Source organism: Amycolatopsis anabasis (genome assembly GCF_009765355.1).
GTDB lineage: Bacteria > Actinomycetota > Actinomycetes > Mycobacteriales > Pseudonocardiaceae > Amycolatopsis > Amycolatopsis anabasis.
Genome location: NZ_VTHK01000011.1, coordinates 62,361 through 88,656, shown reverse-complemented (window position 1 = coordinate 88,656; position 26,296 = coordinate 62,361). Strand labels below are relative to the sequence as shown.

Below are 26,296 nucleotides of genomic sequence, written 5' to 3'. Positions count from 1 at the left end.
ACCCGGTACGGAGTGCGGACCCTGATTGTGCCGCCTGCGGGCAGCCGCGTAGGATACCTGTTAGCGCAGTGGGTTCGCGCTACCTTCCACTCAGCGACAGTTGCTGGGAACCGGGTCGCGCACCAGTTTGGCGGGGATGCTTGCGGCCGTTCCTTCGTGGACGATTGCTTGGTTCGCTGCCGCACGCCCCACCGCGCACGCAAACTGCAAACCCACTATTCCCAAGCCGTTACCGGAGCTACCCGCCTAATGACCACCGACACCACCACCGCCCCGACGTCCGCCGCGCAGACCCAGCAGGTCGCGGTCAACGACATCGGGTCGGAGGAAGACTTCCTCGCCGCCATCGACAAGACGATCAAGTACTTCAACGATGGCGACATCGTCGAGGGCACCATCGTCAAGGTCGATCGCGATGAAGTGCTGCTCGACATCGGGTACAAGACTGAGGGTGTCATCCCCTCGCGTGAGCTCTCCATCAAGCACGATGTCGACCCGGCTGAGGTTGTCACCGTCGGCGATGAGGTCGAAGCCCTCGTTCTCCAGAAGGAGGACAAGGAAGGCCGCCTGATCCTGTCCAAGAAGCGCGCGCAGTACGAGCGCGCCTGGGGCACGATCGAGGAGCTCAAGGAGAAGGACGAGCCCGTCAAGGGCACCGTCATCGAGGTCGTCAAGGGCGGCCTGATCCTGGACATCGGCCTGCGCGGCTTCCTGCCCGCGTCGCTGGTCGAGATGCGCCGGGTGCGCGACCTGCAGCCGTACGTCGGCCGCGAGCTCGAGGCGAAGATCATCGAGCTGGACAAGAACCGCAACAACGTGGTCCTGTCCCGGCGGGCCTACCTGGAGCAGACCCAGTCCGAGGTGCGCAGCGAGTTCCTCAACGCGCTCGCCAAGGGCCAGGTCCGCAAGGGCGTCGTCTCCTCGATCGTCAACTTCGGCGCGTTCGTGGACCTCGGCGGCGTCGACGGTCTGGTGCACGTCTCCGAGCTGTCCTGGAAGCACATCGACCACCCGAGCGAGGTCGTTGAGGTCGGCCAGGAGGTCACGGTCGAGGTGCTGGACGTGGACATGGACCGCGAGCGCGTGTCCCTGTCGCTGAAGGCCACCCAGGAAGACCCGTGGCGCCAGTTCGCCCGCACCCACGCGATCGGCCAGATCGTGCCGGGCAAGGTCACCAAGCTCGTCCCGTTCGGCGCGTTCGTCCGCGTCGAGGAGGGCATCGAGGGCCTGGTGCACATCTCCGAGCTGGCCGAGCGCCACGTGGAGATCCCGGAGCAGGTCGTCCAGGTCAACGGCGACGTGATGGTCAAGGTCATCGACATCGACCTGGAGCGCCGCCGGATCTCGCTGTCCCTCAAGCAGGCCAACGAGGGCGTGTCCCCGGACGCCGAGTTCGACCCGACCCAGTACGGCATGGCCGCCGAGTACGACGAGCAGGGCAACTACATCTACCCGGAGGGCTTCGACCCGGACACCCAGGAGTGGCAGGAGGGCTTCGACAAGCAGCGTGAGGAGTGGGAGCGGCAGTACGCCGAGGCCCACCAGCGCTACGAGGCCCACATGAAGCAGGTCGCCAAGGCGGCGGAGGCCGACGCGGCGGCCGCGGCCGAGGGTGCGACCGGCGGCGAAGGCGGTGGCGACCAGAGCTACACCTCCGCCCCGTCCGACTCCGCTTCGAAGAGCAGCGGTGGCACCCTCGCCAGCGACGAGCAGCTCGCCGCCCTCCGCGAGAAGCTGTCCGGCGGCGCGTGATCCACGCCCGCTAGCCAGTACCCCAACGGCGGCCCCGGTTCCCACGAACCGGGGCCGCCGTTTTCGTGCGCGCGTTTCCCCGTTCCGGCAGGCGAAATCCACGTTCGGGCAAGTGAGTTGCACGTTCGGGACAGCGAAATCAACACTCGGGCAAGCGAGTCGCACGTTCAGGCACGGGGGTGGCGTGTCCGGATGGCGGGACTGTCCGTCCGTTCGTTGACATCATCCGATCGTGGGCTGAAAACTCCGTGGCATGAAGCGCGGCGCTGACCTGGTGCACCGGCTGCATGTCGATCTCCGGCAGCAGGCGAGCGCGATCTGTCCGGCTTCCCGATAGCCGCCCCGAGCAACCCTGCCTTCTTCCCGGGAGAAATCCGTGTCGATTTCCACCACGGGCGTCCTGGCACGTCCGAGTCCGGCCACCGGCGAACCCCCATCCGCCTTACCACGTAAGCGAATCCGGCGGCGCATCGACCTGCGCCGGTGGATCAGCCCGGTGGCACTCGTCCTGCTGTGGCAGCTCGCCAGCGGCACCGGGCTCCTGCCGCCGGAGAAACTGAGCTCGCCGTGGACGGTGCTCCAAGCCGGGATCGAGGTGGCGCGCGACGGCGAACTCGGCGTCGCGTTCTCCGTCTCGCCGAGCCGGGTCGGCGCCGGGTTCCTCATCGGCGCGGCCGCCGGGCTGCTGCTCGGGATCGTCGCCGGCCTGTCCCGGTGGGGCGAGGTGCTGGTCGACCCGCCCGTGCAGATGCTGCGCACACTGCCGTTCCTCGGCCTGATCCCGCTGTTCATCCTGTGGTTCGGCATCGGCGAGGAACCCAAGATCGCCCTGGTGGCACTCGGCGTCGCGTTTCCCCTGTACCTGAACACGCATTCGGGCATTCGCCACGTCGACGACCAGCTGATCGAAGCCACCCGCGCACTCGGGTTCACCCGCGCCGAACGCCTGTGGCACGTCGTCCTGCCCGGTGCGTTGCCGCAGACCCTGGTCGGCCTCCGGCAATCGCTCGGGATGGCGTGGCTGGCGCTGATCGTGGGGGAGACCGTCAACGCCGACGCCGGACTCGGCTACCTGATCAACAACGCCCGCGAGTTCCTGCGCACGGACGTGATCGTCGTCGGGCTCGTGGTCTACGCGATCCTCGGGCTCGTCACCGATGCCCTGGTACGCCTGATCGAACGGAGGGCCCTGCGGTGGCGGGCGCGGTGACCGAACCGGCGGTCGAGGTCCGCGGCCTGACCAAGCGGTTCGGCGACCGCGCCGTTCTGTCCGAATTGGACCTCGGCATCGAGCGCGGCGAGTTCGTCGCGCTGCTCGGCCGCAGCGGCTCCGGGAAGTCCACCCTGTTGCGGGTGCTCGCCGGGCTGGACGCCGAGATCGAAGGCCGGGCCGCGGTGCGCGGCACGGTGTCGGTCGCCTTCCAGCAGCCGCGGCTGCTGCCCTGGCGCAAGGTCTGGCGCAACGTGGTGCTCGGCCTGCACCGACCGGACGCGAACCGCGACCTGGCGATCCGGGCGCTGGAGGAGGTCCGGCTCGCCGCCCACGCCGACAAGTGGCCGGGCACCCTGTCCGGCGGCGAGGCGCAGCGGCTGTCGCTGGCCCGGGCGCTGGTGCGCGAACCGGACCTGCTGCTGCTCGACGAGCCGTTCGGCGCCCTGGACGCGCTGACCAGGCTCGCGATGCACCGGCTGGTCGAAGACCTCTGGCAGCGCCACCGCCCGGCCGTCCTGCTGGTGACCCATGACGTCGACGAAGCCCTGCTGCTCGCGGACCGGGTGCTGGTGCTCGGCGAGGGCCACATCGTCGCCGAACACGTCCTCGCCCACCCCCGGCCCCGGCGGCTCGCCGACCACGTCGACGTCCGCACGAAGGTGCTGGCCGATCTGGGAGTGACCGATCATGCGACTGCGTAACCTGCTCGCCGCGGCGACCGTGGCGCTCGCGGTGACCGGCTGCGGCACGTCGACCGGATCGGGCGGCGATCCGGTGCCCGCCCCGGTGAGCCCGGCGGAGCTGGCCAAGGTCACCCTGAAGGTCGGCGACCAGAAGGGCGGGGTGAAATCGCTGCTCACCGCGGCGGGCCTGCTGAAGGACGTGCCGTACCAGATCGAATGGTCGACCTTCACCTCGGGCCCGCCGCTGCTCGAGGCCGCGTCCGCGGGCGCCATCGATCTCGGCCGGGTCGGCAACACGCCGCCGATCTTCGCCGCCGCGGCGAACGCGAAGATCGCGGTGATCAGCCCGGCGAAGGCCCCGGTGGCGGACGACGCGATCCTGGTGCCCGCCGATTCGCCGCTCAAGCAGGTGAGCGAGCTGCGCGGGAAGACCATCGGGGTCGCCAAGGGCAGCTCGGCGCACGGTCAGATCCTCTACACCCTGCGCGCGAACGGACTGTCCACAAAGGACGTGAAGCTGTCCTTCCTGCAGCCGTCGGAGGCGTACGCGGCCTTCAACCAGCACCAGATCGACGCGTGGGCGGTCTGGGATCCCTACACCGCGCAGGCCCAGTTGGAGTCGCGGGCCCGTGTGCTCGCCGACGGCAGGGACACCACGAACGGGTACGTCTTCCAGGTCGCTTCGAAGGCCGCCCTCGCCGACGCCGGGCGGAACTCGGCGATCCGGGACTACGTCACCCGGGTCGCGCACGCCCAGCGCTGGGCGGAAACGCATCGCGCGGAATGGGCGCGGGTGTGGGCGGCCGAGACCGGGCTCAAACCCGAGGTCGCCCAGGCCGCCACCCAACGCGGGGTCGAACTGCCGGTGCCGTTCGACGACCAGGTGGTGAAGTCCGAACAGGAGTTGGCCGACGCGTTCGGCGAAGACAAGACGCTGCCCGGCAAGGTCGACTTCGCGAAGTTCGTCGACCGCCGGTTCGTCCCCGATCTCGATGCCGCGAGGAGCAACTGATGAGCGTGAAACTGCACTGGTTCCTGCCGACCTCCGGTGACGGGCGGACGATCGTGGAGCGCTTCCACGCCAACCGGTCCCAGGGCCCGGCCGCGCAGCGCGATCCGGACATCGAATACCTCGCGCAGATCGCCCGCGCCGCCGAGCAACTCGGGTTCGAAGGCGCGCTGACCCCCACCGGCACGTGGTGCGAGGATGCCTGGCTCAGCACGGCCGCCCTGATCCGCGAGACCCGGCGGCTCAAGTTCCTCGTCGCGTTCCGGCCGGGCGTGCTCTCGCCGACGCTGGCCGCGCAGATGGCGGGCACCTACCAGCGGATCTCCGGCGGGCGCCTGCTGCTCAACATCGTCACCGGCGGGGACGCGGTCGAGCAGCGCCGGTTCGGCGACTGGCACGATCACGACCAGCGGTACGCGCGCACCGATGAGTTCCTCACCATCGTGCGCGGGATCTGGTCCGGGAAGCCGTTCGACTTCGAAGGCGAGCACCTGCGCGTGGCCGGGGCGACTAACCTGGCCTCGCCGGATCCGTTGCCGCCGCTGTACTTCGGCGGCTCGTCGCCCGCCGCCCTCCCGGTCGCCGCGCGGCACGCCGACGTCTACCTCACCTGGGGCGAACCGCCCGCGCAGGTCGCCGAGAAGATCGGCAAGGTGCGCGAACTCGCCGCGGCGGCCGGGCGGAAGATCCGGTTCGGCATCCGGCTGCACACCATTTCCCGGGACACCTCCGCCGAGGCCTGGACCGAGGCGCAGAAGCTGCTGGACGCGCTGAGCCCGGAACAGGTGGAGAAGGCGCAGCGGCAACTGGCGGCGAGCGAATCCGTCGGGCAGCAGCGGATGGTCGCGTTGCACGGCGGTGGTCTGGACCGGGGTGTGCGCGGGTTGGAAATCCATCCCGGGTTGTGGGCCGGGGTCGGCCTGGTCCGCGGCGGCGCGGGCACCTCACTTGTCGGCAGCCACGCGGAGGTGGCCGAGCTGATCGAGGAGTACCACGCGATCGGCGTCGAGGAGTTCGTGCTCTCCGGTTATCCGCATCTGGAGGAGGCGTACTGGTTCGGCGAGGGCGTCCGCCCGGAACTCGCCCGGCGCGGCCTGCTCGACGGCGTGCCGGTGCTGCGGCAGGGCGCGCATCCGGAACGCAACGTCGCCGCGTTGTGAACCGTTCCTGACCTATTCGGCCCGCGGGCCGTGCGGCACCGTGTGATCGCGGTACCCGAATTCCCGGCCGCACGACGAAATCACCCGGGTGGCCGGGTTGTTCGGCGTCCCGGCGGTGTGGCTGTTCGCGCTGACGCGGGTGGCGATCCGGACGAAGGCGGCGAGCGGCCGAGAGCGGCTGTCCTCCGGCCAGGCGATCAGCACCGCGGTCGGTTCGGCGTCGAGCACGGGAACGCCGACCAGATCGTGCCGCAGGTGATCGAGCATCGATTCGGGGAGCACGGCGATCACCCGCCCGAGCGCGATGAGCTGCATCAGCTGACCGGCGTCCCGGATGTCCGGACCGGTGGCGGCGGTGGTCCGGCTCGGCCGGTAGGGCATCGGCTCACCGTCCAGATCGGACAGTCGAAGGGCCGCGCGGCCGGCGAACCGGTGCCGGCGCGGGAGCACGGCGATCTGCCGTTCGCGCAGGAGTTCTTCCTGATCGAACCCGGTCAGGTCGCGGTCGGTGCCGGGGACCAGCGCGAGGTCGGCTCGGCCGTCCCGCAGCGCCGCCACCTGTTCACCGGCGCCGCAGACGAGCACCTCCACCGGCACCGCGTCCGGATCGGACTCGTAGGCGGCGAGGATCTCCGGCAGCAGGTCGCCGTCGATTCCCGGCTTCAGCGCCAGCACCAGCCGCCGACCGGCCTGCCCGGCGCGGCGGGCCCGGCGCGCGGCCGCGGCGACGGTGTCCAGCGCCTTGGTCCCCTCGTGCAGCAGCACCGCACCGGCCTCGGTGAGCTCGACCCGGCGGCTGCTGCGCCGCAGCAGTTCCACCCCGAGCCGGCGTTCGAGCTGCTTGATCGCTCGCGACAGCGGCGGCTGCGCTATTCCCAGCCGTTCGGCGGCGCGTCCGAAATGCAGTTCTTCGGCCACCGCGACGAAGTACGCCAGCTCCCGGGTTTCCAGCCGATCCATGTCATTACGGTATCGGTCGCGACCGGCGCCGGGCAGCCGGACAGGCCGGGGCCGCTGGTGATCGTTCGGGCACGCCCCGCGTAGTGGCCGAAAAGTGATCCGGCGGCGGACCACTTGCGGGCGGGTTGAATTTTTCTTGAGCGGTGTTGAATCCGCTGATGGGAAGTGCGCGGGGGAGTCCCGGCGGTCGGCGGCACGGCGAACGGGATGTGCGGAATGGGCTGTTCGGACGCTGCCGGGGTTTTGCGGAATCCGATAACTTCTCCGCAGGCCCACTCGAGGCCGTGAAAAACATGGGGAGGTTTTGTGAGAAGTTCACGTAATGGAGTGCGAAGACCCGGTCTGTGGACGGCCGCGGTCGCCGTGCTCGCGTCGGCATTCCTGGCGCTTTCCGGCACCGCGAATGCCAGTCCCGGTAACGAAGCCAAGCCCGATTCCGATGCGTTCCGGGTAGCTTCGAGTACCGGAAAGGGGGCCAGTGCCCAATCGGTAGCCGGATCGCCGGACTTCTACCAGATTCGGGACAACGGACAGCTTTGGCGCTACGCGCACACGGGTTCAGGATTCACCGGGCACTCCCTCGGGGGCGGCTGGGAGAACACCTCCAACGTCGCCCTCGTGGCCGACCGCGCCTTCGTGGAAACGAAGGGGAATGTGCTTCGCCTGTGGGTGGTCGACAAGACGAGCGGGGGGTACCAGCTCCGGTTCGACCGGGACGGGGGTTACGGCTGGGAGAACGCCCGGTTGATCACTGGTGTCGGTGACGCCACTGGTGACGGGTGGGTCGACTTCGTGGTGGTCACCGCCAGTGGCGAGCTCAACCTGTGGCGTTACGATCCCAACGCGACGACGTTCGTCTTCGATCGCACCTTGGGGTACGGCTGGCAGAACGCCAAGCAGATCGCGGGGACCGACGACTCAAGCGTATTCGTGGAAACCGATTATGCGGGGAACCTCCACGCCTGGGGCATTCCGCCGACGGGTTATGCCGAAGGCGGGGTTGTCATGGGGGGTTGGGGTAATGTCCGGCTGCTCGGCCCGGGTGGCGTGGGTCCGTCCTTCGTGTCGGTGCGCTACGACGGCCAGCTGGTCCAATGGGAATGGAACGAAACCGAGGGGTTCCATCCGACTTATCAGGACGGCGGCTGGGGTAACGCCCGGGTGCTCGGCTGACAATCGGAACTGCTGACCGGGTGTGCGGGGGCGGAATGGTCCCCGCACACCTTTTCCGTTGAATCGTTGAATTGAGTTGAATTGCCTGGTAGCGCGCGGGGGCTGCCCGGTGTGACGTTCGAAACTGTCCGCGCTCCGGTTGTGAAAATGGGCTGAGGTTCTCCCCGGAATCCGCTAGATTTCCGGCAGGCCCAACAGGGCCGGATAAATCTGGGAGGTTTGGTGAGAAGTTCACGTAATGGAGCGCGGAGACGCGGCTTTTGGACGGCCGTCACTTCCGTGCTCGCGGTGGCATTGCTGTCGCTTACCGGCACCGCCAATGCCGCAGCCGGTTCCGCGGCGGGCGTGGTCGATCGCGCTCTCGACGCCGGAAAGGGCGTGAGCACGAGGTCCATCGACGGTCAGCCGGGCTTCCTGCAGATTCGTTACGACGGCTCGCTGTGGTTCTACGAGCACACGGAGTCCGGGTTCGTCGGGCACCCCCTCGGCGGGGGCTGGGAAAGCACCTCCCAGGTGGCGCTCATCTCGGGTGGCGGCGGATTCCTCGAAGTGAAGAACGGTGTTCTCCGCATCTGGCTGATCGACGTCCAGAACGGGTACTCCCTGCACTTCGGCGGCGACATCATGGGCGGTTGGGACAACGCCAAGCTGATCGCGGGCGTGGGCGAGGTCAACGGGGACAACCTGGTCGACTTCGTCGAGGTCACCACCGGCGGCCAGCTCGAGCTCTGGCTGGGCGACGAGACCGCTGGTTTCAAGCACGGCCGGACGCTCGGCTACGGCTGGCAGAACGCCAAGCAGATCGCCGGCACCAACGACTACGCCCAGTTCGTCGAGACCGACGCGCAGGGGCAGCTGTCGATCTGGGGAATCCCGCCCGAGGGTTACGTCCAGGGTGGCGTGCTCATGGGCGGCTGGGACAACGTCCGGTTGCTGGGGCCCGGCGGGGTCGCCGACTCGTTCGTGTCGGTGCGCCACGACGGCACCCTCGTCCAGTGGAAGTGGGTGGAGAACGACAACTACCACCCCGGGATCCAGGACGGGGGCTGGGGTAACACCCGCCTGCTCGGCTGATTCGCGCATTCCTCGACGGGCGTGCGGGAGCCAGGTGCTCCCGCACGCCCGTCGCTATCCCAGTGACCTGGAAAGCGCGAGCGCGGCGGTGCGGACCGCGGGCGCGATCCGGTCGACGCGCATCCGGTTGCTCCAGCCGGACAGGGAAATGGCCGCGACCGCCCGGCCGCCCCGGTCGAGCACCGGGCTCGCCGCGCAGATCACCCCGGTGCGCGATTCCTCGCGTTCGTAGGCGACCCCTTCCGCCCGCACCTTGGTCAGCTGGCGCCGGAGCAGTCCGGGCGCGGTGATCGTGCGCGGGCCGATCCTGGGCAACCCGGCCGCCAGCACCTTGTCCAGCACCGAATCGGGGGAGAAGGCGAGGATCGCCTTGCCGACGCCGGTGGCGTGCGCGGGGAAGCGGCCGCCGATCCGGGACGGCAGATTGGGTGCGTCCGCCCCGCGCAGGATGTCCAGGTACACCACCTCGGTGCCCTCCAGTACGGCCAGGTGCACCGTGTTGCGGGTGGCTTCCCGCAGATCGGCCAGATGCGGGCGGGCGGAGTCGACCAGGCCGCGCTGCCGGGTGGCGAGCTGGCCGATTTCGAAGAGCTTCAGTCCGAGCCGGACCGAGGTGCGTTCCCGTTCCAGCAGCCCGTGCGCGACCAGGTGGCCGACCAGCCGGTGCACGCTCGATTTCGGCAACGTGGTCCGGCGGGCGAGTTCGGAGACGCCCAGCGCGTCGTCCCCCGGCCGGAAGGCGGTCAGCAACGCGGTCAGACGGGCGGCGGTCGCCCCGTCGTCGTTCCGCTCAGCGGCACACATGGCTGGATTGTGCCCCATGCCGGGGTCCACCGTGGAGGGGACTCGACACGGGAGACCAGTATGGGGCAGCAGAAGGCGGTGGCCGCGATCGTCGGCCCCGGGAACATCGGCACCGACCTGCTCGCGAAGTTGCGCCGCAGCCAGGTGGTGGACGTGCGGTACATGGTCGGCGTGGACCCGGCCTCCGACGGGCTCGCCCGGGCGGCCGAACTCGGGCTGGAGGCGTCCGCGGAGGGCGTGGACTGGCTGCTCACCCGGGACGTCCGGCCCGACCTGGTGTTCGAGGCGACCTCGGCCAAGGCGCATCTGGCCAACGCCCCGCGGTACGCGGAGGCGAACATCCAGGCGATCGACCTCACCCCGGCGGCGATCGGCCCGTTCACCTGTCCGGCGGTGAACCTTCCGTCCTATGTGGACGCGCCGAACGTCAACATGATCACCTGCGGCGGGCAGGCGACGATCCCGATCGTGCACGCGGTGTCCCGGGTGACGCCGGTGCCCTACGCGGAGATCGTCGCGTCGGTGTCGTCCCGTTCGGCCGGTCCGGGGACCCGGGCGAACATCGACGAGTTCACCGAGACCACCGCGCGCGGGATCGAGGAGGTCGGCGGCGCGGCGCGCGGCAAGGCGATCATCATCATCAACCCGGTCGAGCCGCCGATGATCATGCGGGACACCGTGTTCTGCGCGATCGATCCGGACGCCGACCGCGATGCGATCACCGAGTCGATCCACCGCATGGTCGCCGACGTCCAGGTGTATGTGCCGGGCTACACGCTCAAGGCCGAACCGCAGTACGACGAGCCGCGCCCGGGGTGGAACGGGAAGGCGCGGGTCGCGGTGTTCCTGGAAGTCGCGGGCAACGGCGACTATCTGCCGACCTACGCGGGAAACCTGGACATCATGACGGCCGCCGCGGCGCGGGTCGGCGAGTTGCTCGGCGAGCGGATCGTGAGTGGGAAGAAGGTGTCGGCGTGAGCACTTGGGACGACGTCGAGCGCGAGGTCCGGATCGTCGACACCACCCTGCGCGACGGCAGCCACGCGATGGCCCACCAGTTCACCGAGGAGAACGTCCGCGACACCGTGCGCGCACTGGACAGCGCGGGCGTGTCCCTGATCGAGGTGACCCACGGCGACGGCCTCGGTGGGTCGACGTTCAACTACGGGTTCTCCCTGGTCGACGAGCGCAAGCTGATCGCCGCCGCGGTCGACGAGGCGAAACGCGCGAAGATCGCCGTGCTGCTGCTGCCCGGTCTCGGCACGGTCACCGACCTCAAGGCCGCCGCCGACCTCGGCGTCGGCGCGGTGCGGATCGCGACGCACTGCACCGAGGCGGACGTGTCGATCCAGCATTTCAGCGCGGCGCGCGAACTCGGCCTGGAGACCGTGGGTTTCCTGATGCTGTCGCATATGTCCACACCGGACGCGCTGGCGAAACAGGGCCGGATCATGGTCGACGCGGGCTGCCAGTGCGTCTACGTGGTCGATTCGGCGGGCGCGCTGATCCTGGAGGAGGCCGCCGACCGGATCGCCGCACTCGTCGCCGAGTTCGGCGATCAGGCGCAGGTCGGCTACCACGGGCACCAGAACCTGAGCTTCGGCGTGGCGAACTCGGTGCTCGGGTACCGCGCGGGCGCCCGCCAGATCGACGGTTCCCTCGTCGCGCTCGGGGCGGGGGCGGGCAATTCGCCGACCGAGGTGCTCGCCGCGACCTTCGAACGCCTCGGGATCACCACCGGTGTGGACAAGGACGTCCTGATGGACGCCGCGGAGAACGTGGTGAAGCCGTACATCACCCGGCTGCCGGTGATGGACCGGTCCTCGATCGTGCAGGGGTTCGCCGGGGTGTACTCCAGCTTCCTGCTGCACGCCGAGCGCGCCGCCGAACGCTACGGCGTCCCCGCGCACGAGATCCTCTACCGGGTGGGCGCGCGGAAATACGTCGGCGGCCAGGAAGACATGATCATCGACATCGCGCTGCAACTGGCCGCGGAGCGAGATCAGGAATGAGTCTCCGCCCGGCTGAGCAGGCGGACGCAGTGCGCGATCAGCTGCTCGCGGCTGACTTCCAGGGTTCCGTTGAGGTAGGCGATGAACAGGTTCGCGAGCGCGCCGACCAGCCCGATCGCGGTCATCTCGCGGTCCAGTTCGCTGGTCCGGGTGGGCAACTGCTCGCGAACGAGCGCGGCGAACGCGGGCAGCAGCGAAACCCCGCGCGCGGACAGCGTCGGATCGGTGGTCGGGGCGAGCAGCAGCACCCGACCCTTGCGCGGATCGTCCAGCATCAGCTCCACGAACGCGGTCACCGCGGCCTCGGCGCGCACCTCGGGGTCGCGGCTGCTGTCCGGCACCGCGTCCACCAGCGCCTGGTGCGCCTGCGCGGCGACGCCCTCGTAGACCGCGAGCACGAGTTCCTCGCGGTCGGCGAAGCTCTCGTAGAAGTACCGCTCGGTGAGCTTCGCGTGGCGGCACACCGCGCGCACGCTCACCGCCGGGATGCCCTCGTTGCCGAGCAGGTCCAGCCCGGCCGCGAGCAACTGCTCACGGCGCGCCGCCTTGCGATCGGTCAGCGTGGTCCCACCCCAGGTCCGGCTTCCGGTCGGCATCCGATCTCTCCTTGGTTGACTGCGCCCGTTGTCAACCCTAGTCTGACAACGGGTGTAGTCACTTCGTTCTCAGCGAGGAGAGTCCGGGACATGACGCAGCTGGATGAACGTGGAACGCGGCAGCGGGCGGAACCGGAGCCGCTCGGTCCCGACTCGCTGACCTGGAAGTACTTCGGCGACTGGCGCGGCCTGCTGATCGCGCTGTGGGCCGGGTCCATGCAGAACATGCACCCCGAGCTGGGGGCGGGCGTCGAGGAGCATTCGCAGTTCTTCAAGGAGCGCTGGCAGCGGCTGTTCCGCTCGCTGTACCCGATCGGCGGCGTGGTCTACGACGGTCCGCGCGCCCATCAGACGGCACTGCGGGTCCGCGGCTACCACGACACCATCAAAGGCGTGGACAAGAAGGGGCGCAGGTACCACGCCCTCAACCCGGACACCTACTACTGGGCGCATTCCACGTTCTTCGTGAGCACGATCCTGATCGCCGACCACTTCATGGGCGGGATCGGCGAGGCCGAGAAGCGGAAGCTGTTCGACGAGCACATCCAGTGGTACCGGATGTACGACATGAGCATGCGCCCGGTGCCGAAGTCCTGGGAGGAGTTCCAGGAGTACTGGCACCACATGTGCACCGAGGTGCTCGAGGACAACAAGGCGACCCGGGACGTGCTGGACATCGGCGAGATCGCCAAGCCGAACTGGTTGCCGTGGCTGCCGGAATTCGTCTGGAAGTTGGTACGCGGCACGGTGGCCCGGAACTTCGTCTGGCTCACGGTCGGCCTGTACGACCAGGCGATCCGGGACCGGCTCGGGTTCACCTGGACGGCGCGGGACGCGCGGCGGCACCGCCGGGTCGGGCGGCTCATCAACCTGGTGTTCAAGCTGGTGCCGCACGACCGCCGCTACCACCCCCGGGCACGGGCGGGCTGGCGACGAGTCCGCGGCGAGGTCGCGGCGGACGCCCCGCTGGTCGAAACCCCGCGGCGCAACCTGCCCCCGCTGGACGAGCGGGACTCACCGACGCACTATTCACCCGAGGTCTAAGGAGCGGTCTATGAAACTGGGCTACCACATCGGCTATTGGTCGGCCGGGCCGCCGGACGGCGCGCTCGACGCCATCGTGGCCGCCGAGCAGCTCGGTTTCGATTCGGTCTGGACCGCCGAGGGGTACGGCTCGGACGCGTTCACCCCGCTCGCCTGGTGGGGCGCCGCGACCTCGCGGATCAAGCTCGGCACGAACATCGTGCAGATGTCGGCGCGCACCCCGACCGCCACCGCGATGAGCGCGCTCACCTTGGACCACCTCTCCGGCGGCCGGTTCGTCCTCGGCCTGGGCGCGTCCGGCCCCCAGGTGGTCGAGGGCTGGTACGGGCAGTCCTATCCGCGGCCGCTGGCCCGGACCCGCGAATACGTCGAGATCGTGCGGAAGGTCGTCGCCCGCGAGGCGCCGGTGACCCTGGACGGCGAGTTCTTCCAGTTGCCGCTGCGGGGCGGCACCGGGCTCGGCAAACCGCTGAAGTCCACCGTGCACCCGCTGCGCACGGAGATCCCGATCTACCTCGCCGCCGAGGGGCCGAAGAACGTGGCCCTGTCCGCGGAGATCTGCGACGGCTGGCTGCCGCTGTTCTTCTCCCCGAAGAGCGACGCCTTCTACCGGGCCGCCCTGGACGAGGGCTTCGCGCGCCCCGGCGCCCGCCGGACCCGGGACGATTTCGAAGTCGCCGCCTCGGCGCCGGTGATCGTGCACGACGACGTCGAGACGGCGGCCGATCTGATCCGCCCGTCGCTCGCGCTCTACATCGGCGGGATGGGGGCGAAGAGCGTCAACTTCCACCACGACGTGTTCGCCCGGATGGGATATGAGGACGTGGCGGACAAGGTGCAGGAGCTTTACCTGGCCGGGCACAAGGCGGACGCGACCGCGGCCATCCCCACCTCGCTGGTCGAGGACATCGCGCTCATCGGCCCCGCCGCGAAGATCCGCGACGAACTGGCCGCGTGGGAGGAAACCGTGGTCACCACGTTGCTGCTGCGCGGCGACGCCGCCACCCTCCGCGCCGTCACCGAAGCGATCTCGTAACCGCGCCAACCCCAATGCCGCTTTCGGTGCGTGGCGCGCACCGAAAGCCCCATCTGATACCCGCCAACTCCCGTAACGGGGAACTCGGGCTACCGAAACGGGGAACACACGCGACCAGAACGGGGAACTCGCGGCGGGCCCTTGGCGTGGTGAAGCGGATCACGTAGTGTTCCTCCAACATTGAATGTGAATGTGGTTCATATTCGTGGGGAGGTGGGCAGTGCCGGTCACGCGGAGGCAGGTGCTGGCGGGTGCGGCGAGCGTTCCGCTGGCGGCCGGGCTGCTCGCGCCGTCCGCCGCGGCCGCGCAGGGGGCGGACGAGTACCTGGTCGGCTGCGGCATCGCGGACGTGACCGGTCCCGCGGCCGAGAACGGCATGATGGGCTACTCCATGCCGCAGCAGCAGACCGCGGGCATCCACCTGCGCACCCGGGCGCGGGCCTACCTCGTGGCGGCCGGTGTGAAGCGGATCGTGTTCGTCAACGCCGATCTCGGCGCGATCTTCCAGTCCGTGCACCAGGGTGTGCTCGCGCGGCTGGCCGGGGAGTTCGGCTCGCTCTACACCGAGCAGAACGTGCTGCTCAACGCGACGCACACGCATTCGGCGTGCGGGGGCGACTCGCACTACGCGGCCTACGACCTCTCGATTCTCGGGTTCCAGGAGCAGGTCTACGAGGCCGTGGTGTCCGGGATCGTCGAGGCGATCACCGCCGCGCACCGGAACCTGAAACCCGGCCGGATCACGATCGGCCGCACCGAGCTGACCGACGCCAGCGTGAACCGGTCCCGGACCGCGTTCGAGCTGAACCCGCCGGAGGACAAGGCGCACTTCCCGCTGTCGATCGATCCGGCGGTGACCGTCCTGCGGTTCTCCCAGGGCGGGCGGGACGTCGGCGCGATCACCTGGTTCGCCACGCACGGCACCTCGATGACCAACACCAACCACCTGATCAGCGGGGACAACAAGGGGTACGCCGCCTACGCCTGGGAGCACGACCACGCCGGGGTGCGGTACCTGGACGGGCCGCCCGGATTCGTGGCCGCCTTCCCGCAGACCAACTCCGGGGACATGTCCCCGAACCTGAACCTCAAACCCGGTTCGGGGCCGACCGAGGACGAGTTCGAGAACACCCGGATCATCGGCGAGCGCCAGTTCCACGCGGCCAGGCGCGCCTACGATTCGGCCACCGAGGCGATCACCGGCGGCGTCGACCACCGGATGTCCTATGTGGACATGTCGAAGGTGGCCGTGGACGGGAAGTACACCCCGGACCACAGGCCGCACACCACGTGCACCGCGGCGATCGGGGCGTCCATGCTGGCCGGGAGCACCGAGGACGGGCCGGGCATCCCGATCCCCGAGGGCATCAAGAACCCGTTCATCGACTGGCTCGGCGGGATCGACGCGCCGATCCCGCGTGCCCTGGCCGACGCCCAGGCGCCCAAACTCGTCGCGGTCCCGTTCGGCGCGATGAAGCCGTACCCGTGGGCGCCGGAGGTGCTGCCGCTGCAGATCGTCCGAATCGGACAGTTGTATCTGGTCGCCGGGCCGGCGGAGTACACCATCGTGGCCGGGCTCCGGATCCGCCGCACGGTCGCCGCGGAGCTGGGTGTGCCGCTGGAGAACGTGCTGATGCAGGGGTATGCCAACGCCTACAGCCAGTACGTCACCACGCCGGAGGAGTACGACTCGCAGCAGTACGAGGGTGCGTCCACCCTGTTCGGCCGGTACACCCTGCCCGCCTACCAGCAGGAGTTCGCCCGGCTCGCCGCCGCGATGCGCGCCGGGAGACCGGTCGAGCGCGGACCGGCGCCCCGCGACCTCACCGGCAAGCTGATCAACTTCCAGCCCGGGGTCGTGTTCGACAGCGCGCCGCTGTTCAAGGCGTTCGGGGACGTCCTGACCGAGGCGCAGGGGAGCTACCGGCGCGGCGAGCGGGTGTCGGTCGAATTCGTGACCGGGCACCCGAAGAACAACCTCCGCCGCGGGCAGACGTTCCTCGAGGTGCAACGCCTGGTCGACGGCGCCTGGGTGCGCCATGCCGACGATGGCGACTGGGCCACCAAGTTCCACTGGACGCGCACGTTCGTCGCCGAATCGAAGGCGACCATCACCTGGGACATCCCGGCGAACACGCCGGTCGGGAAGTACCGGATCGTGCACCACGGCGACTGGAAGAACGGCTGGAACGGCGCCATCACGGCGTTCCGCGGCACGTCCCGGGCCTTTGTCGTGTCCTAGGGGAACCCGGTGACGCCCGCGCAGGGGGCGGGCGTCACCTCGCTGCGGGTGCTGGCGTTCAACCTCTGCCAACTGCCCCGCGGTCTGCACCCGGGCGCCAAACGGGCGCGTGCCGAAGCCGCGGAGGCGACCATCCGGCGGGTCGATCCCGATGTGCTGCTGCTGGCCGAGGCGTTCAGCGCGCAGGCCGCGGACCTGCTGGCCCGGCTCGCGGACCGGTGGCCGCACCGGACTCCGCTGGTCGGCCGGGCGCCGGTCGGGTCCACCGCGAACCGCCGGATCACCTGGTTCGCGGTGAGCGGGGGAGCCGCCGTGCTGAGCAGGCACCCGATGACCGAACGGCATCAGGTGGTCTTCGCCAGTTCCTACTGGCGCACCACCGACTTCCTGGCCAACAAGGGCGCCGCGCTGGTCCGCCTGCTGGTGCGCGATCGTCCGATCTGGATGCTGGGCACCCACCTGCAGGCCGACGAGGGGCCGGGCACGCGGCGCAAGGCGCACCGGGTACGGCTGGCGCAGCTGGCCGAGGTGCGCGGTCTGATCACCCGGCACGTCCCGGCGACCGAGCCCGTGGTGGTCGGCGGCGACCTGAACATCGAACACCGGGCCGGGCGGTCCCGGCCCGACGGCCTGGGCCGCGGTCAGCTCGAGCAGGCCGAGGCGGTGCTGGGTGCCGCCCTGGCCACCGTTCCCGCCGGGGAGTTCACCTTCGACGCGCGGACGAATCCGCTGGCCGCGAAGTCCGTCGGCGACTCGTATCGGGACAGCCTGGACTACCTCGGTACCCTGCGCGGCGGAAACCGTCCACGCGTCGAGGTCGGCCCGGTGCGGCTGGTGCGTTACGACGGTGACACGATTCCCTCCGACCACTACCCGGTGGTGGCGGAGATCGAATACTAGGGTGGCTCGCACCCCCGAGGAGGATCATGGCCGCGCTGGCAGCGAGGACGAGGCTCGGCTACTCACTCGGATCGTTCGTCACGGGCGCCTTCGGCACGGTCCCCGGGCTGCTGTTGCTGCCCTACCTGACCGACACCATGGCGGTGCCCGGAGCGGTCGCGGGGATCATCGTGCTGGTGCCCAAGGCGTGGGACGTCCTGTTCAACCCGTTCGCCGGGACGCTGTCGGACGCCGATCTGGCCCGGCGGGGGAGCAGGCGGCGGTTCCTGCTCTTCGGCGGCATCGGGGTGGCCATCCTGTTCGCGGCGATGTTCGCGGGGCCGGACCTCGGCGCCGTGCCGGTGGACGCCGGGTACGTCGTACTGGCGTTCTTCTTGTGCGCCACCGCGTTCGCGTTCTTCCAGGTGCCGTTCAACGCGCTGCCCGCCGAACTCACCGACTCGTACGACGAGCGGACGAAGCTGACCAGCTGGCGCATCGGCGTGCTGGCGATCGCGATCCTGGTTTCCGGCGCGGGCGCACCGGCGATTACCGACGGCATCGGTGGGGCGGCCGGTTACCGCGTCATGGGGGTGGTCATCGGGCTGATCATCCTCGGCGGCGCCCTCGGCGTCTTTTTCGGAATCCGTGGTGCGCCGGTCGGCGCGGTGCGGCCGGAGACGGTCGGCTGGCGCGAACTGGTGAGCACGATCCGCGCCTGGCGGCCGTTCCGCTGGTTGCTCGGGGTCTACTTCATCCAGGCACTCGGCATCGCCACGCTCCTGGCCGGAGTGAGCTACGCGGCGCGGCACGTGCTCGGTGATCCGAGCCTGCAGAAGTTCCTGTTCGCCGGGTTCGTCGGCCCGGCGCTGCTGATGATGCCGGTGTGGCCGCGCATCGGCACACGGTGGGGCAAGCTCTTCGGTTTCCGCGCCGCGTCGATCGCGTTCGCGGTGGCGCTGGTGGGCCTACTCGGAGCACGGGTCTTTCCGATCTGGGTGTCGTTCTGCCTGGTCGCGCTCGCCGGGGTCGGGTACGCGGGTATCCAGGTGTTCCCGCTGGCAATCCTGCCCGATCTGATCAGCGCCGAGGAGGAACGCACCGGAGGCACCCGGGCCGGGGTCGCGGCCGGGGTGTGGACCGCGTCGGAGACCCTCGGCCTCGCGCTCGGCCCGGGCCTGTTCGGGCTGGTGCTCACGGCGGGCGGTTATGTGTCCAGTGTGGACGGTTTGGCGACGCAGCCGTCCAGCGCGGTGACCGCGATCCTGCTCGGCTTCACCTTGCTCCCGGCGGTCCTGGTGGTGTGCGGGATTCCCTTGCTGCGCAAGAGCGTGCTCGAGGTCCGCGCGTGACCGAGCGGGAACCGGTGCGCACCCTCCACGTCGTCACGCACCCGGAGGCGACCCACCACGTCGACCGGGTGGTGGGCGGATGGCACGACTCGCGGCTCACCCCGGCCGGTGCGCGTGCGGCGGCCGCCATCGCCGAGTCGCTCCGGAGCCGGGTGCCCGAGGACGCGGACGTGGAGCTGTTCTCGTCGGATCTGCGACGCACGCTGCAGACGGCCACCGTGGTGGGCGACCTGTTCGGCGTGCGGCCGGTCGTGGACCGGCGACTGCGCGAGAAGTCCTACGGCGAGGCCGAGGGCAGGCCGCAGGAGTGGCTGGACCAGCGGTTCGTCCCGCCTCCGCCGGTGGGGGATCGGATGCGGCACCACGAAGGGGTGCCGGGCGCCGAGACCAAGGCGGCGTTCGCGCAGCGCGTCTACGCGGCCCTGGACGCGATCCTGGAACGTCCCCGCGCGCACCAGATCATCGTGACGCACGGCGGCGCCCTCACGTTCGTGGTGGCGTCGTGGATCGGGATGCCGATCGATTCGGTCGGCTATGTCAACTTCCGGGTCGCTTCGGGGAGCATCACGGTGCTCCGCGAGGACGGCTACTTCCGCAACCGCGAGGTCGCCAGCCTCGGCGACACCAGCCACCTCGCCGAGTTGAGTGTATAACGTCCTATACGGCTCGGCTCAGGAGCGCCCGGGTCAGGCCCGCTCGAAGCCGTAAGCCCGCTCAACCTTGGCGACTTCGATGTGGTAGTCGGCGTACCACCGCTCCTTGCCGAGCCGCTGCGCCTCGAGGTGCTCGGGGTGTCGCTGCCACGCCGTGATCGACTGCGCGTCGCGGTAGTACAGCACGGTGAGTTCCCGGCCATCGGCTCCGGTCTGCGACTCCCGGCCCAGATATCCGGGCTGCGCGCGGCCCAGTTCGGCCATCCGCTCGTCCATGGCCGCGTAGCCGTCCAGGTCCTTCTCGTTCAGGGCGCTGCTGATGATCACCGCGTAGTACGGCGGCTCGGGTCTGGTGAAGGGCACCAGCGGATCTTAGGAAGCCCGAATTGCCTTCACCAACAGCATTTTCCGCGCCGGACGGGTCAGCGCTTCTTGCGGGAGTCGCGCTCGAGGAGGCGTTCGCCGAGGTGGACCGACCGCTCGCCCAGCTCTTCGCTCCAGCGCGCCAGGGAGTCGCCGACCCGGGTGAACGTCCGCTGCACGGTCCGGCTCGCGCGGGTACTGCCCCGGTCGGCCAGTTCCGCGAGGCGGTCCCCGGTAGCCTCCGCGAGGTACGCCAGGCGGTCGCCGAGTTCCTCGGCGCGGTTGGCGGTCTGCCCGGCCTGGCGTGCGATCCAGTCGTCGGCGTCCCGCCGCAGGGCCCGCGCGGCGACCCGGGATTCCCGTTTCGTGGTCGACACCAGGTGTTTGAGAGCCGTCGGCACGTCCATCGATACCACCCTTTGAGTGCACAAGTGTTCACTCAATATAGCCGGGCCCGTGCGCGGTGATCAAGGATGCGAGAGTCGCGGCAGGACAAGAACCCGCCGAGAACCGGGATCCGATCGAAGTAATCGATTACTTGAAACCGGCGGTAGCCGGTGTTACGTTCCCGAAACGAGCCGCTCACCCGTTAGGTGGACCCCGCATGGCGCGCAATCGACTGCTGTTCTCGGCCCCGTTCGTCGGGGCCGCGCTGGTGCTGGCACTGGTGATCGGGCTGGTCGTCGGCAAGGCCACGTCCAGCTCCGGCCCGGGCGGGAACGCCGGCCCGGGCAAGGCGTCCGGCCTGCGGGTCGACGTGATCGTCAAGGCCACCGACTCCTCGTTCTGGCAGAGCATGTTCGCCGGGGCGCAGAAGGCGGGGGAGGACCTCGGGGTCGAGGTGGGCCGGTTCGGCCCGACCTCGGAGACCGACGTCAACGAGCAGGTTCAACTGGTGGAGAACTCGATCTCGCGCGGGGTCAACGCGATCGTGCTCGCGGCGAACTCGGAAACCGCGCTGAACAAGGCGATCGACCGCGCCCGGGACGCCGGGATCAAGGTGATCACCGTGGACGGCACGGTCACCACGAAGACCGAGGCGTTCATCGGCACCAACAACCTGCGCGCCGGTGAGCAGGCCGGGCAGCGGCTGTGCAAGCTCATCGGGGAGCAGGGAAAGACGAGTGGCCGGGTGCTCCTGGAGAACGCGGTCGCCGGGGTCCAGGCACTCGGCGACCGCGCCCGGGGCTTCCGCGAAGGGCTGGCGGCGAACTGCCCGCAGATCACCGTGTGGGAGGAACGCTTCAACAACAACGACATCGCCACCGCCGCCAACCAGACCAACGACGCGCTCGGCGCGGTGCCGGACCTGGTGGGCGTGTTCGCCGCGAACAACATGTCCGGCAACGGCGTCGCCCGCGCGGTCAAGGACACCGGTCGCACCGCGAACCTGCCGGTGGTCGCGTTCGACTCCGACCCGCAGGAGAACGCCGCCCTGGCCGACGGATCGATCGACGCGCTGGTGGTGCAGAACCCGTACTTCTTCGGCTACCAGGGCGTCACCGAGGCGATCGCGGTGTCCACCGGCGCGAAGGTGCCGCTCAGCCTGGACCCCGGCGCGGTCGTCGCCGACCAGGCGAACATGAACGACCCGGCGGTGAAGGACCTGCTGAACCCGCCGACCGCGCAGGCCAGCAAATGACACCCGTGATCCGGCTTTCCGGGCTGCGCAAGGCTTTCGGCGGGAACGTGGCGCTCGACGACGTGTCGCTGGACCTGCGGCGCGGGGAGGTGCACTGCCTCGCCGGGGAGAACGGCGCCGGGAAGTCCACGCTGATCCGGATCCTCACCGGAGCACTCAAGCGCGACGCCGGGGACTACTTCGTCGACGACCGGGAGATGGCGGCCGCGCTGACCCCGGCCGCCACGCGCGCCGCCGGAATCGGTGCGGTGTACCAGGAACTGAGCCTGCTGCCGGATCTGTCGGTCGCGGAGAACCTGCTGATGGGCCGCCTGCCGAACCGCGGCGGCGTGGTCGACCGGCGGGGGCTGCGGGACCAGGCCCGCGCGCGGCTGTCCAAAGTAGACCTCGAAGGGCTCGATCCGGGCACCCCGGTCGCCGAGCTGCCCGCCGCGACGCGGCAGCTGGTGGAGATCGCCAAGGTGCTCGGCGACGACCCCCGCGTGATCATCTTCGACGAGCCGACCACCGCGCTGTCCGGTGACGAGGCGGAATCCCTGCTGCGCCGCATCGCCCGGCTGCGCGACGAAGGCGTGGCGATCCTGTACGTCAGCCACCGGCTGGAGGAGATGTTCGAGATCGGCGACCGGGTCACCGTGCTGCGCGACGGCGTGGTCACCCGCACCGCCGCGATGTCCGAGCTGAGCGAGGACACGCTGATCGCGGCGATGGTCGGCCGGGACGTCGAGGACCTCTACCCGGAAACGCCCGCCCGGACCGAGAACGGGAACGCGCTGCTGCGGGTGCGCGGGCTGCGGCCACCGGGCAGCCCGCACGCGGTGGACCTCGACGTGCGCGCGGGCGAGATCGTCGGCATCGCCGGACTGCTCGGCGCGGGCCGCAGCGAGCTGCTGCGGGCGATCTTCGGCGCCGATCCGCCGGAATCCGGGACCGTCGAGGTGGCCGGGAAACCGGTGCCGACCGGGCGTCCCCGCGAGGCCGTGCGCGCCGGAATCGGCCTGCTCAGCGAGGACCGCAAGGAACTGGGCCTGCTGCCCGAGCTCACCATCCGGGAGAACGCGTCGGTGGCGAGCCTGCGCGGGATCGCGTCGCGCGGCCTGCTCTCCCGCCGCCGCGAGGCGCAGCGGGTGGATTCGGTGCTGGACGGGATGCGCCTGCGCGCGGGTTCCTACGACCAGCCGGTGTCCACTTTGTCCGGCGGGAACCAGCAGAAGGTGCTGATCGCGCGCTGGCTGGTGTCCCGGGTGCGGGTGCTGTTGTTCGACGAGCCGACCAAGGGCGTCGACGTCGGCGCGAAGGCCGAGCTGTACGCGCTGATCGGCGATCTGGCCGCCCAGGGCTTCGCGATCGTCGTGGTGTCCTCCTACCTGCCCGAACTGCTCGGGCTGGTCGACCGGATCGTCGTGCTGAAGTCCGGACGGGTCGTCGGCGAGGTGCCCGCGGCCGAGGCCACCGAAGAAGGACTGCTCACGCTGGCAAGTACCGGGAGACTCAATGGCGCTGCCTAAACTGATCGTCCGCGAGCGCGACATCGGGGACCGGCCGTCGCGGATCATCGGCTGGAGCGACGCCGTCGGCCGCGAAGGTGGCGGGCTGGTCGTCCTGGTGATCCTGTTCGGCGCGCTGGCGCTGGCCAGCGACAGCTTCCTCACCGGCGGCAACATGGCCAACCTGTCCCGGCAGTGGGCGGTGTACGGCATCATCGCGATCGGCGAGCTGCTGGTCATCCTGACCAAGGGCATCGATCTCTCGGTCGGCTCGGTGGTCGGGCTGACCGGCGCGGTCGCGGCCCAGCTGCTGGTCCTGGGCTTCCCGATCCCGCTCGCAGTGCTGTGCGCGGTGCTGGTCGGCGGGGTCGTCGGGGTGATCAACGGGATCCTGGTGGCGTACGCGAAACTGCCGCCGTTCATCGTCACGCTGGGGATGATGGGCGCCGCGCGCGGGGTGGTCCTGGTGATCACCAACGCGAACACCATCCAGCCGCTGCCGGAGGGGTTCTCCTCGATCGCCAACGAATCGCTGCTCGGCATCCCGAACCTGCTCTGGATCACCGTGATCGTCATCATCGCGATCGGTTTCCTGTTGCGCCGCACGGTTTTCGGGCGGTATGTGTACGCGGCGGGTTCGAACGCGGAATCGGCTCGCCTGTCCGGCGTCCCGGTACCGCGGGTCCTGGTCACCGTCTACGCGATGTCCGGGCTGCTCGCCGGGCTCGGCGGGGTGCTGCTGGCGTCGCGGCTGGACGCCGGGGTGCCGACGATGGGGGAGACCTACGAACTGGACGCGATCGCGGCCTGCGTGATCGGCGGGGCGAGCCTGTTCGGCGCGAAGGGCAGCGCGCTGGGCGCGGCCACCGGCGCGCTGATCACCTCGACCTTGAACAACGGCGGCAACCTGCTCGGCATCAACTCGTTCTACCTGCGGATCGCGATCGGCGTGCTGATCCTGCTGGCGGTGTCGTTCGACCAGCTGCAGGGGCGGCTCTTCGCCCGCGGGGAGCAGACCCAGGCCGGGACGTCCGGGAACTCGCCACCGGGTGAGCCTTGACCTCCAGTTAGCTGGAGGTCGCAGGATGGCCATGCCCCTGGTGGGGGTGGCCGACCCCTCTGGGGGTGGGGTCGCCCGCCCCTCGACCGGATTACGCAGCCTGCCGGGTCCGCGGTGCGGTGTTAGCGTCGTCATTGCTCCATTCGCGTGATTCGGGAGGCGCGACCATGACCAGCGCACACGTCCAGCACACCGGGCACGACCACGTCCACGGCCAGGACTGCGGGCACGTCGCGGTGCCGCACAACGGGCACGTCGACTACGTGCACGACGGGCACCTGCACCGCGAGCACGACGGGCACTACGACGAGTGCGAGCCCGCCGGGCACCAGGCCCACGAAGGGCACGAGCACACCCACGGCCCGGGCTGCGGGCATGTGGCCGTCCCGCACGGCGACCACACCGACTACCTGCACGACGGCCACCGCCACGCCGAACACGGCGACCATTACGACGAGCACTGACCGTTCCGCCCGGTACGCTTGCTCTCCGTGCAGATCACGCGCGCGCAGCGGAACGCGGTGGCGGAACGGATCACCCAGCTCGAGCGGTCGTTCTACGGCCGCGGCCCGAGCAACGTCAAGGTGTCGGTGAGCCAGGACGATCCGGTGAGCCTGGTCGTCCTGTCGATCGACAGCCTGACCGCCGCGGACAGCGTGCTGAGCGAGCGCGGCTACCGCGAAGCGGTGATCCGGCACCACGAAGCCCTGCACGAGGCCACCCGCGCGGACTTCATCGGCGCGGTCGAGGAGGTCGTCGAGGCGCGCGTGCACGCGTACCTGGCCCAGGTGCATCCGACCACCGGGCACGCCGTCCGGGTGTTCATCTTCGCCGATCTCGGCGATTCGCTGGAGCTGGACGATCTTGGCACCGGATGATCGATTCCGTTGTGCCCCGAGGTCCGTTAGCATCGGTGTCGTTGACAATTCCACAAGGTTGATTCGGGTTTCCGGGCAACGGATTCGGTGATCGCCGCCGGGTTCGCGGCCGGGCCGCCCGAGCGAGATGACCCGCCGGTGGGGTGGTGGCGAGGGCCTGTGCGCCCGCGTCCGGCCACATCGCGGGTTCAAGCGGAGGAGCTTGTCTCGTGACGACACCATTGAGCACATCCCGGCACTGGGCCGAACTGTGCCCGCGCGGCGCCGACTTCGAACGGACGCCGTCCGGTCCACGCGCCCGGCCCGACGCCCTGCGGCGGACCGTGTCCGCCCTCGCCGCCCGGCCCGACTTGTGGTCGGAGCACGTGCGGTTCGATCTCACCGAACGATATTTCACCCGGTTGCACCACGACGAGCTGTTCGAGGTGTGGCTGATCTGCTGGGAACTGGGCCAGGACACCCTGCTGCACGACCACGGCGGAAGCGTCGGCGCGTTCGCGGTCGCCGAAGGCAGCCTGGTCGAGGACCACGGCGATCGGCGCGGTACCCAGCTCCGCACCCGGGTGCACCGCGCGGGTGCGAGCGTGGCGTTCGGCGTGGACTACCTGCACAACCTGGTGAACATCGCCACCGAACCGGCGGTCACCGTGCACGCCTATTCGCGGCCGCTGCGGACGATGAACTTCTACTGCTGGGTGCCATCAGGGCCGCGGTATCTCCGGGAGATCCCGTGCGATTCACCGGAGCCGGACACCGGAGACCTCGAGCTGGTCGCCGCGCGGACCCGGGCGGCGCACCTATGAGCGACGTGATCACGCGGCGCCTGGCCGAGGCGCGTCGCCGGGTCACGCGGTACTCGCCGGAGGAAGCGGCCCGGGCCGTGGAAGACGGCGCGCTGCTGATCGACCTGCGACCGCTGGAGTACCGCCTGCGCAACGGCGAGATCCCGGGTGCGGTGTCGGTGTCCCGGCACGTGCTGGAGTGGCGGCTCGACGTCAGCAGCGAATGGCGGCTGAAGGAACTGGCGGCGGGGGACCTCGACCGCGAGATCATTCTGATCTGCAACGAGGGCTACACCTCCAGCCTCGCCGCCGACCAGGTCATGGGCCTGCTCGGCCTGCGGGACGTGAAGGACGTCGTCGGCGGCTTCGCGGCCTGGCAGGCGGCGGGCCTGCCGACCGTCCCCCGCCTGATCCGCGCCGCACCACCGGACTAGGGCTCGAC

Annotated in this window: 27 protein-coding genes; 22 read left to right on the top strand and 5 right to left on the bottom strand. The window is 69.8% G+C overall.

The window, feature by feature from the left end; translation table 11 throughout:
* Nucleotides 1–249 precede the first annotated feature (249 nt).
* The 5 genes from rpsA (at nt 250) to FXO23_RS16660 (ending at nt 5,817) form a co-directional block, all read left to right on the top strand.
* Nucleotides 250–1,752, top strand: a complete 1,503-nt coding sequence (rpsA, locus tag FXO23_RS16685; protein WP_158885804.1) for a 30S ribosomal protein S1 — start codon at nt 250–252, stop codon at nt 1,750–1,752.
* 376 nt (nt 1,753–2,128) lie between these two features.
* Nucleotides 2,129–2,962, top strand: coding sequence for an ABC transporter permease (locus FXO23_RS16675; RefSeq protein WP_179956793.1), 834 nt, complete (start codon nt 2,129–2,131; stop codon nt 2,960–2,962).
* Complete coding sequence (locus tag FXO23_RS16670; RefSeq protein ID WP_246257362.1) at nt 2,947–3,666, top strand: ABC transporter ATP-binding protein; 720 nt, start codon at nt 2,947–2,949, stop codon at nt 3,664–3,666. The genes FXO23_RS16675 and FXO23_RS16670 overlap by 16 nt, the downstream gene beginning before the upstream one ends.
* Entirely contained in the window at nt 3,653–4,660 is a 1,008-nt protein-coding gene (locus FXO23_RS16665; protein ID WP_158885802.1) for an ABC transporter substrate-binding protein, read from the top strand. The genes FXO23_RS16670 and FXO23_RS16665 overlap by 14 nt, the downstream gene beginning before the upstream one ends.
* Nucleotides 4,660–5,817, top strand: a complete 1,158-nt coding sequence (locus FXO23_RS16660; protein ID WP_158885800.1) for an LLM class flavin-dependent oxidoreductase — start codon at nt 4,660–4,662, stop codon at nt 5,815–5,817. The genes FXO23_RS16665 and FXO23_RS16660 overlap by 1 nt, the downstream gene beginning before the upstream one ends.
* 12 nt (nt 5,818–5,829) lie before the next feature.
* Here FXO23_RS16660 and FXO23_RS16655 read toward each other — a convergent pair whose 3' ends face one another.
* Complete coding sequence (locus FXO23_RS16655) at nt 5,830–6,777, bottom strand: LysR family transcriptional regulator (protein ID WP_179956792.1); 948 nt, start codon at nt 6,775–6,777, stop codon at nt 5,830–5,832.
* Between the two features lie 327 nt (nt 6,778–7,104).
* Here FXO23_RS16655 and FXO23_RS16650 point away from each other — a divergent pair, with 327 nt between their 5' ends.
* Both FXO23_RS16650 and FXO23_RS16645 read left to right on the top strand, forming a co-directional pair.
* Entirely contained in the window at nt 7,105–7,950 is an 846-nt protein-coding gene (locus FXO23_RS16650; RefSeq protein ID WP_158885798.1) for a hypothetical protein, read from the top strand.
* Nucleotides 7,951–8,238: 288 nt separating this feature from the next.
* Nucleotides 8,239–9,024, top strand: a complete 786-nt coding sequence (locus FXO23_RS16645) for a hypothetical protein (RefSeq protein WP_158885796.1) — start codon at nt 8,239–8,241, stop codon at nt 9,022–9,024.
* Between the two features lie 54 nt (nt 9,025–9,078).
* On the opposite strand, the gene FXO23_RS16640 is transcribed toward FXO23_RS16645, so the two are convergent.
* Nucleotides 9,079–9,828, bottom strand: a complete 750-nt coding sequence (locus tag FXO23_RS16640) for an IclR family transcriptional regulator (protein WP_158885794.1) — start codon at nt 9,826–9,828, stop codon at nt 9,079–9,081.
* Nucleotides 9,829–9,888: 60 nt separating this feature from the next.
* On the opposite strand from FXO23_RS16640, the gene FXO23_RS16635 reads away from it, so the two are divergent.
* Together FXO23_RS16635 and dmpG are read left to right on the top strand one after the other, a co-directional pair.
* Complete coding sequence (locus tag FXO23_RS16635) at nt 9,889–10,806, top strand: acetaldehyde dehydrogenase (acetylating) (RefSeq protein ID WP_158885792.1); 918 nt, start codon at nt 9,889–9,891, stop codon at nt 10,804–10,806.
* Entirely contained in the window at nt 10,803–11,840 is a 1,038-nt protein-coding gene (dmpG, locus tag FXO23_RS16630; protein WP_158885790.1) for a 4-hydroxy-2-oxovalerate aldolase, read from the top strand. The genes FXO23_RS16635 and dmpG overlap by 4 nt, the downstream gene beginning before the upstream one ends.
* Here dmpG and FXO23_RS16625 read toward each other — a convergent pair.
* Nucleotides 11,831–12,436 carry a TetR/AcrR family transcriptional regulator gene (locus FXO23_RS16625; RefSeq protein WP_158885788.1) on the bottom strand — a complete coding sequence of 202 codons (606 nt, stop codon included), beginning with the start codon at nt 12,434–12,436 and terminating at the stop codon, nt 11,831–11,833. The two genes, dmpG and FXO23_RS16625, sit on opposite strands and share 10 nt — an antisense overlap.
* A 90-nt stretch (nt 12,437–12,526) precedes the next feature.
* On the opposite strand from FXO23_RS16625, the gene FXO23_RS16620 reads away from it, so the two are divergent.
* The 6 genes from FXO23_RS16620 (at nt 12,527) to FXO23_RS16595 (ending at nt 19,642) form a co-directional block, all read left to right on the top strand.
* Nucleotides 12,527–13,480 (top strand): oxygenase MpaB family protein, encoded by a 954-nt coding sequence (locus tag FXO23_RS16620; RefSeq protein ID WP_158885786.1) that lies wholly within the window; start codon nt 12,527–12,529, stop codon nt 13,478–13,480.
* Nucleotides 13,481–13,490: 10 nt separating this feature from the next.
* A complete protein-coding gene (locus tag FXO23_RS16615; protein ID WP_158885784.1) occupies nt 13,491–14,516 on the top strand; it encodes an LLM class F420-dependent oxidoreductase in 1,026 nt (341 codons plus the stop codon).
* Between the two features lie 220 nt (nt 14,517–14,736).
* The gene (locus tag FXO23_RS16610; RefSeq protein ID WP_158885782.1) at nt 14,737–16,758 is read left to right on the top strand and encodes a neutral/alkaline ceramidase; all 2,022 of its coding nucleotides are present in this window, start codon (nt 14,737–14,739) and stop codon (nt 16,756–16,758) included.
* A 9-nt stretch (nt 16,759–16,767) separates the two neighbouring features.
* Nucleotides 16,768–17,658, top strand: coding sequence for a sphingomyelin phosphodiesterase (locus tag FXO23_RS16605; protein WP_158885780.1), 891 nt, complete (start codon nt 16,768–16,770; stop codon nt 17,656–17,658).
* A gap of 26 nt (nt 17,659–17,684) precedes the next feature.
* Nucleotides 17,685–18,989: an MFS transporter gene (locus FXO23_RS16600; protein WP_158885778.1), complete on the top strand. Its 1,305-nt coding sequence runs from the start codon at nt 17,685–17,687 to the stop codon at nt 18,987–18,989.
* Complete coding sequence (locus FXO23_RS16595; protein ID WP_246257359.1) at nt 18,986–19,642, top strand: histidine phosphatase family protein; 657 nt, start codon at nt 18,986–18,988, stop codon at nt 19,640–19,642. Before FXO23_RS16600 ends, FXO23_RS16595 begins: the two co-directional genes overlap by 4 nt.
* A 33-nt stretch (nt 19,643–19,675) precedes the next feature.
* On the opposite strand, the gene FXO23_RS16590 is transcribed toward FXO23_RS16595, so the two are convergent.
* Nucleotides 19,676–20,005 carry an antibiotic biosynthesis monooxygenase family protein gene (locus FXO23_RS16590; protein ID WP_158885776.1) on the bottom strand — a complete coding sequence of 110 codons (330 nt, stop codon included), beginning with the start codon at nt 20,003–20,005 and terminating at the stop codon, nt 19,676–19,678.
* Nucleotides 20,006–20,064: 59 nt separating this feature from the next.
* On the bottom strand, nt 20,065–20,412 hold the full coding sequence (locus FXO23_RS16585) for a hypothetical protein (RefSeq protein ID WP_158885774.1): 348 nt from the start codon (nt 20,410–20,412) through the stop codon (nt 20,065–20,067).
* A 197-nt stretch (nt 20,413–20,609) separates the two neighbouring features.
* Between FXO23_RS16585 and FXO23_RS16580 the strand changes: the two genes are divergently transcribed.
* The 7 genes from FXO23_RS16580 to FXO23_RS16550 all read left to right on the top strand — a co-directional run bounded on the left by FXO23_RS16580 (nt 20,610) and on the right by FXO23_RS16550 (nt 26,288).
* Nucleotides 20,610–21,647 (top strand): ABC transporter substrate-binding protein, encoded by a 1,038-nt coding sequence (locus tag FXO23_RS16580; protein ID WP_158885772.1) that lies wholly within the window; start codon nt 20,610–20,612, stop codon nt 21,645–21,647.
* On the top strand, nt 21,644–23,155 hold the full coding sequence (locus tag FXO23_RS16575) for a sugar ABC transporter ATP-binding protein (RefSeq protein ID WP_158885770.1): 1,512 nt from the start codon (nt 21,644–21,646) through the stop codon (nt 23,153–23,155). The genes FXO23_RS16580 and FXO23_RS16575 overlap by 4 nt, the downstream gene beginning before the upstream one ends.
* Complete coding sequence (locus FXO23_RS16570; RefSeq protein WP_158885768.1) at nt 23,142–24,194, top strand: ABC transporter permease; 1,053 nt, start codon at nt 23,142–23,144, stop codon at nt 24,192–24,194. Before FXO23_RS16575 ends, FXO23_RS16570 begins: the two co-directional genes overlap by 14 nt.
* A 167-nt stretch (nt 24,195–24,361) precedes the next feature.
* Nucleotides 24,362–24,658 (top strand): hypothetical protein, encoded by a 297-nt coding sequence (locus FXO23_RS16565; protein WP_158885766.1) that lies wholly within the window; start codon nt 24,362–24,364, stop codon nt 24,656–24,658.
* A gap of 27 nt (nt 24,659–24,685) precedes the next feature.
* Nucleotides 24,686–25,072: a Na-translocating system protein MpsC family protein gene (locus FXO23_RS16560; protein ID WP_158885764.1), complete on the top strand. Its 387-nt coding sequence runs from the start codon at nt 24,686–24,688 to the stop codon at nt 25,070–25,072.
* 209 nt (nt 25,073–25,281) lie between these two features.
* Nucleotides 25,282–25,875, top strand: coding sequence for a cysteine dioxygenase (locus FXO23_RS16555; protein ID WP_158885762.1), 594 nt, complete (start codon nt 25,282–25,284; stop codon nt 25,873–25,875).
* A complete protein-coding gene (locus tag FXO23_RS16550) occupies nt 25,872–26,288 on the top strand; it encodes a rhodanese-like domain-containing protein (RefSeq protein ID WP_158885760.1) in 417 nt (138 codons plus the stop codon). Before FXO23_RS16555 ends, FXO23_RS16550 begins: the two co-directional genes overlap by 4 nt.
* Nucleotides 26,289–26,296: the final 8 nt, after the last annotated feature.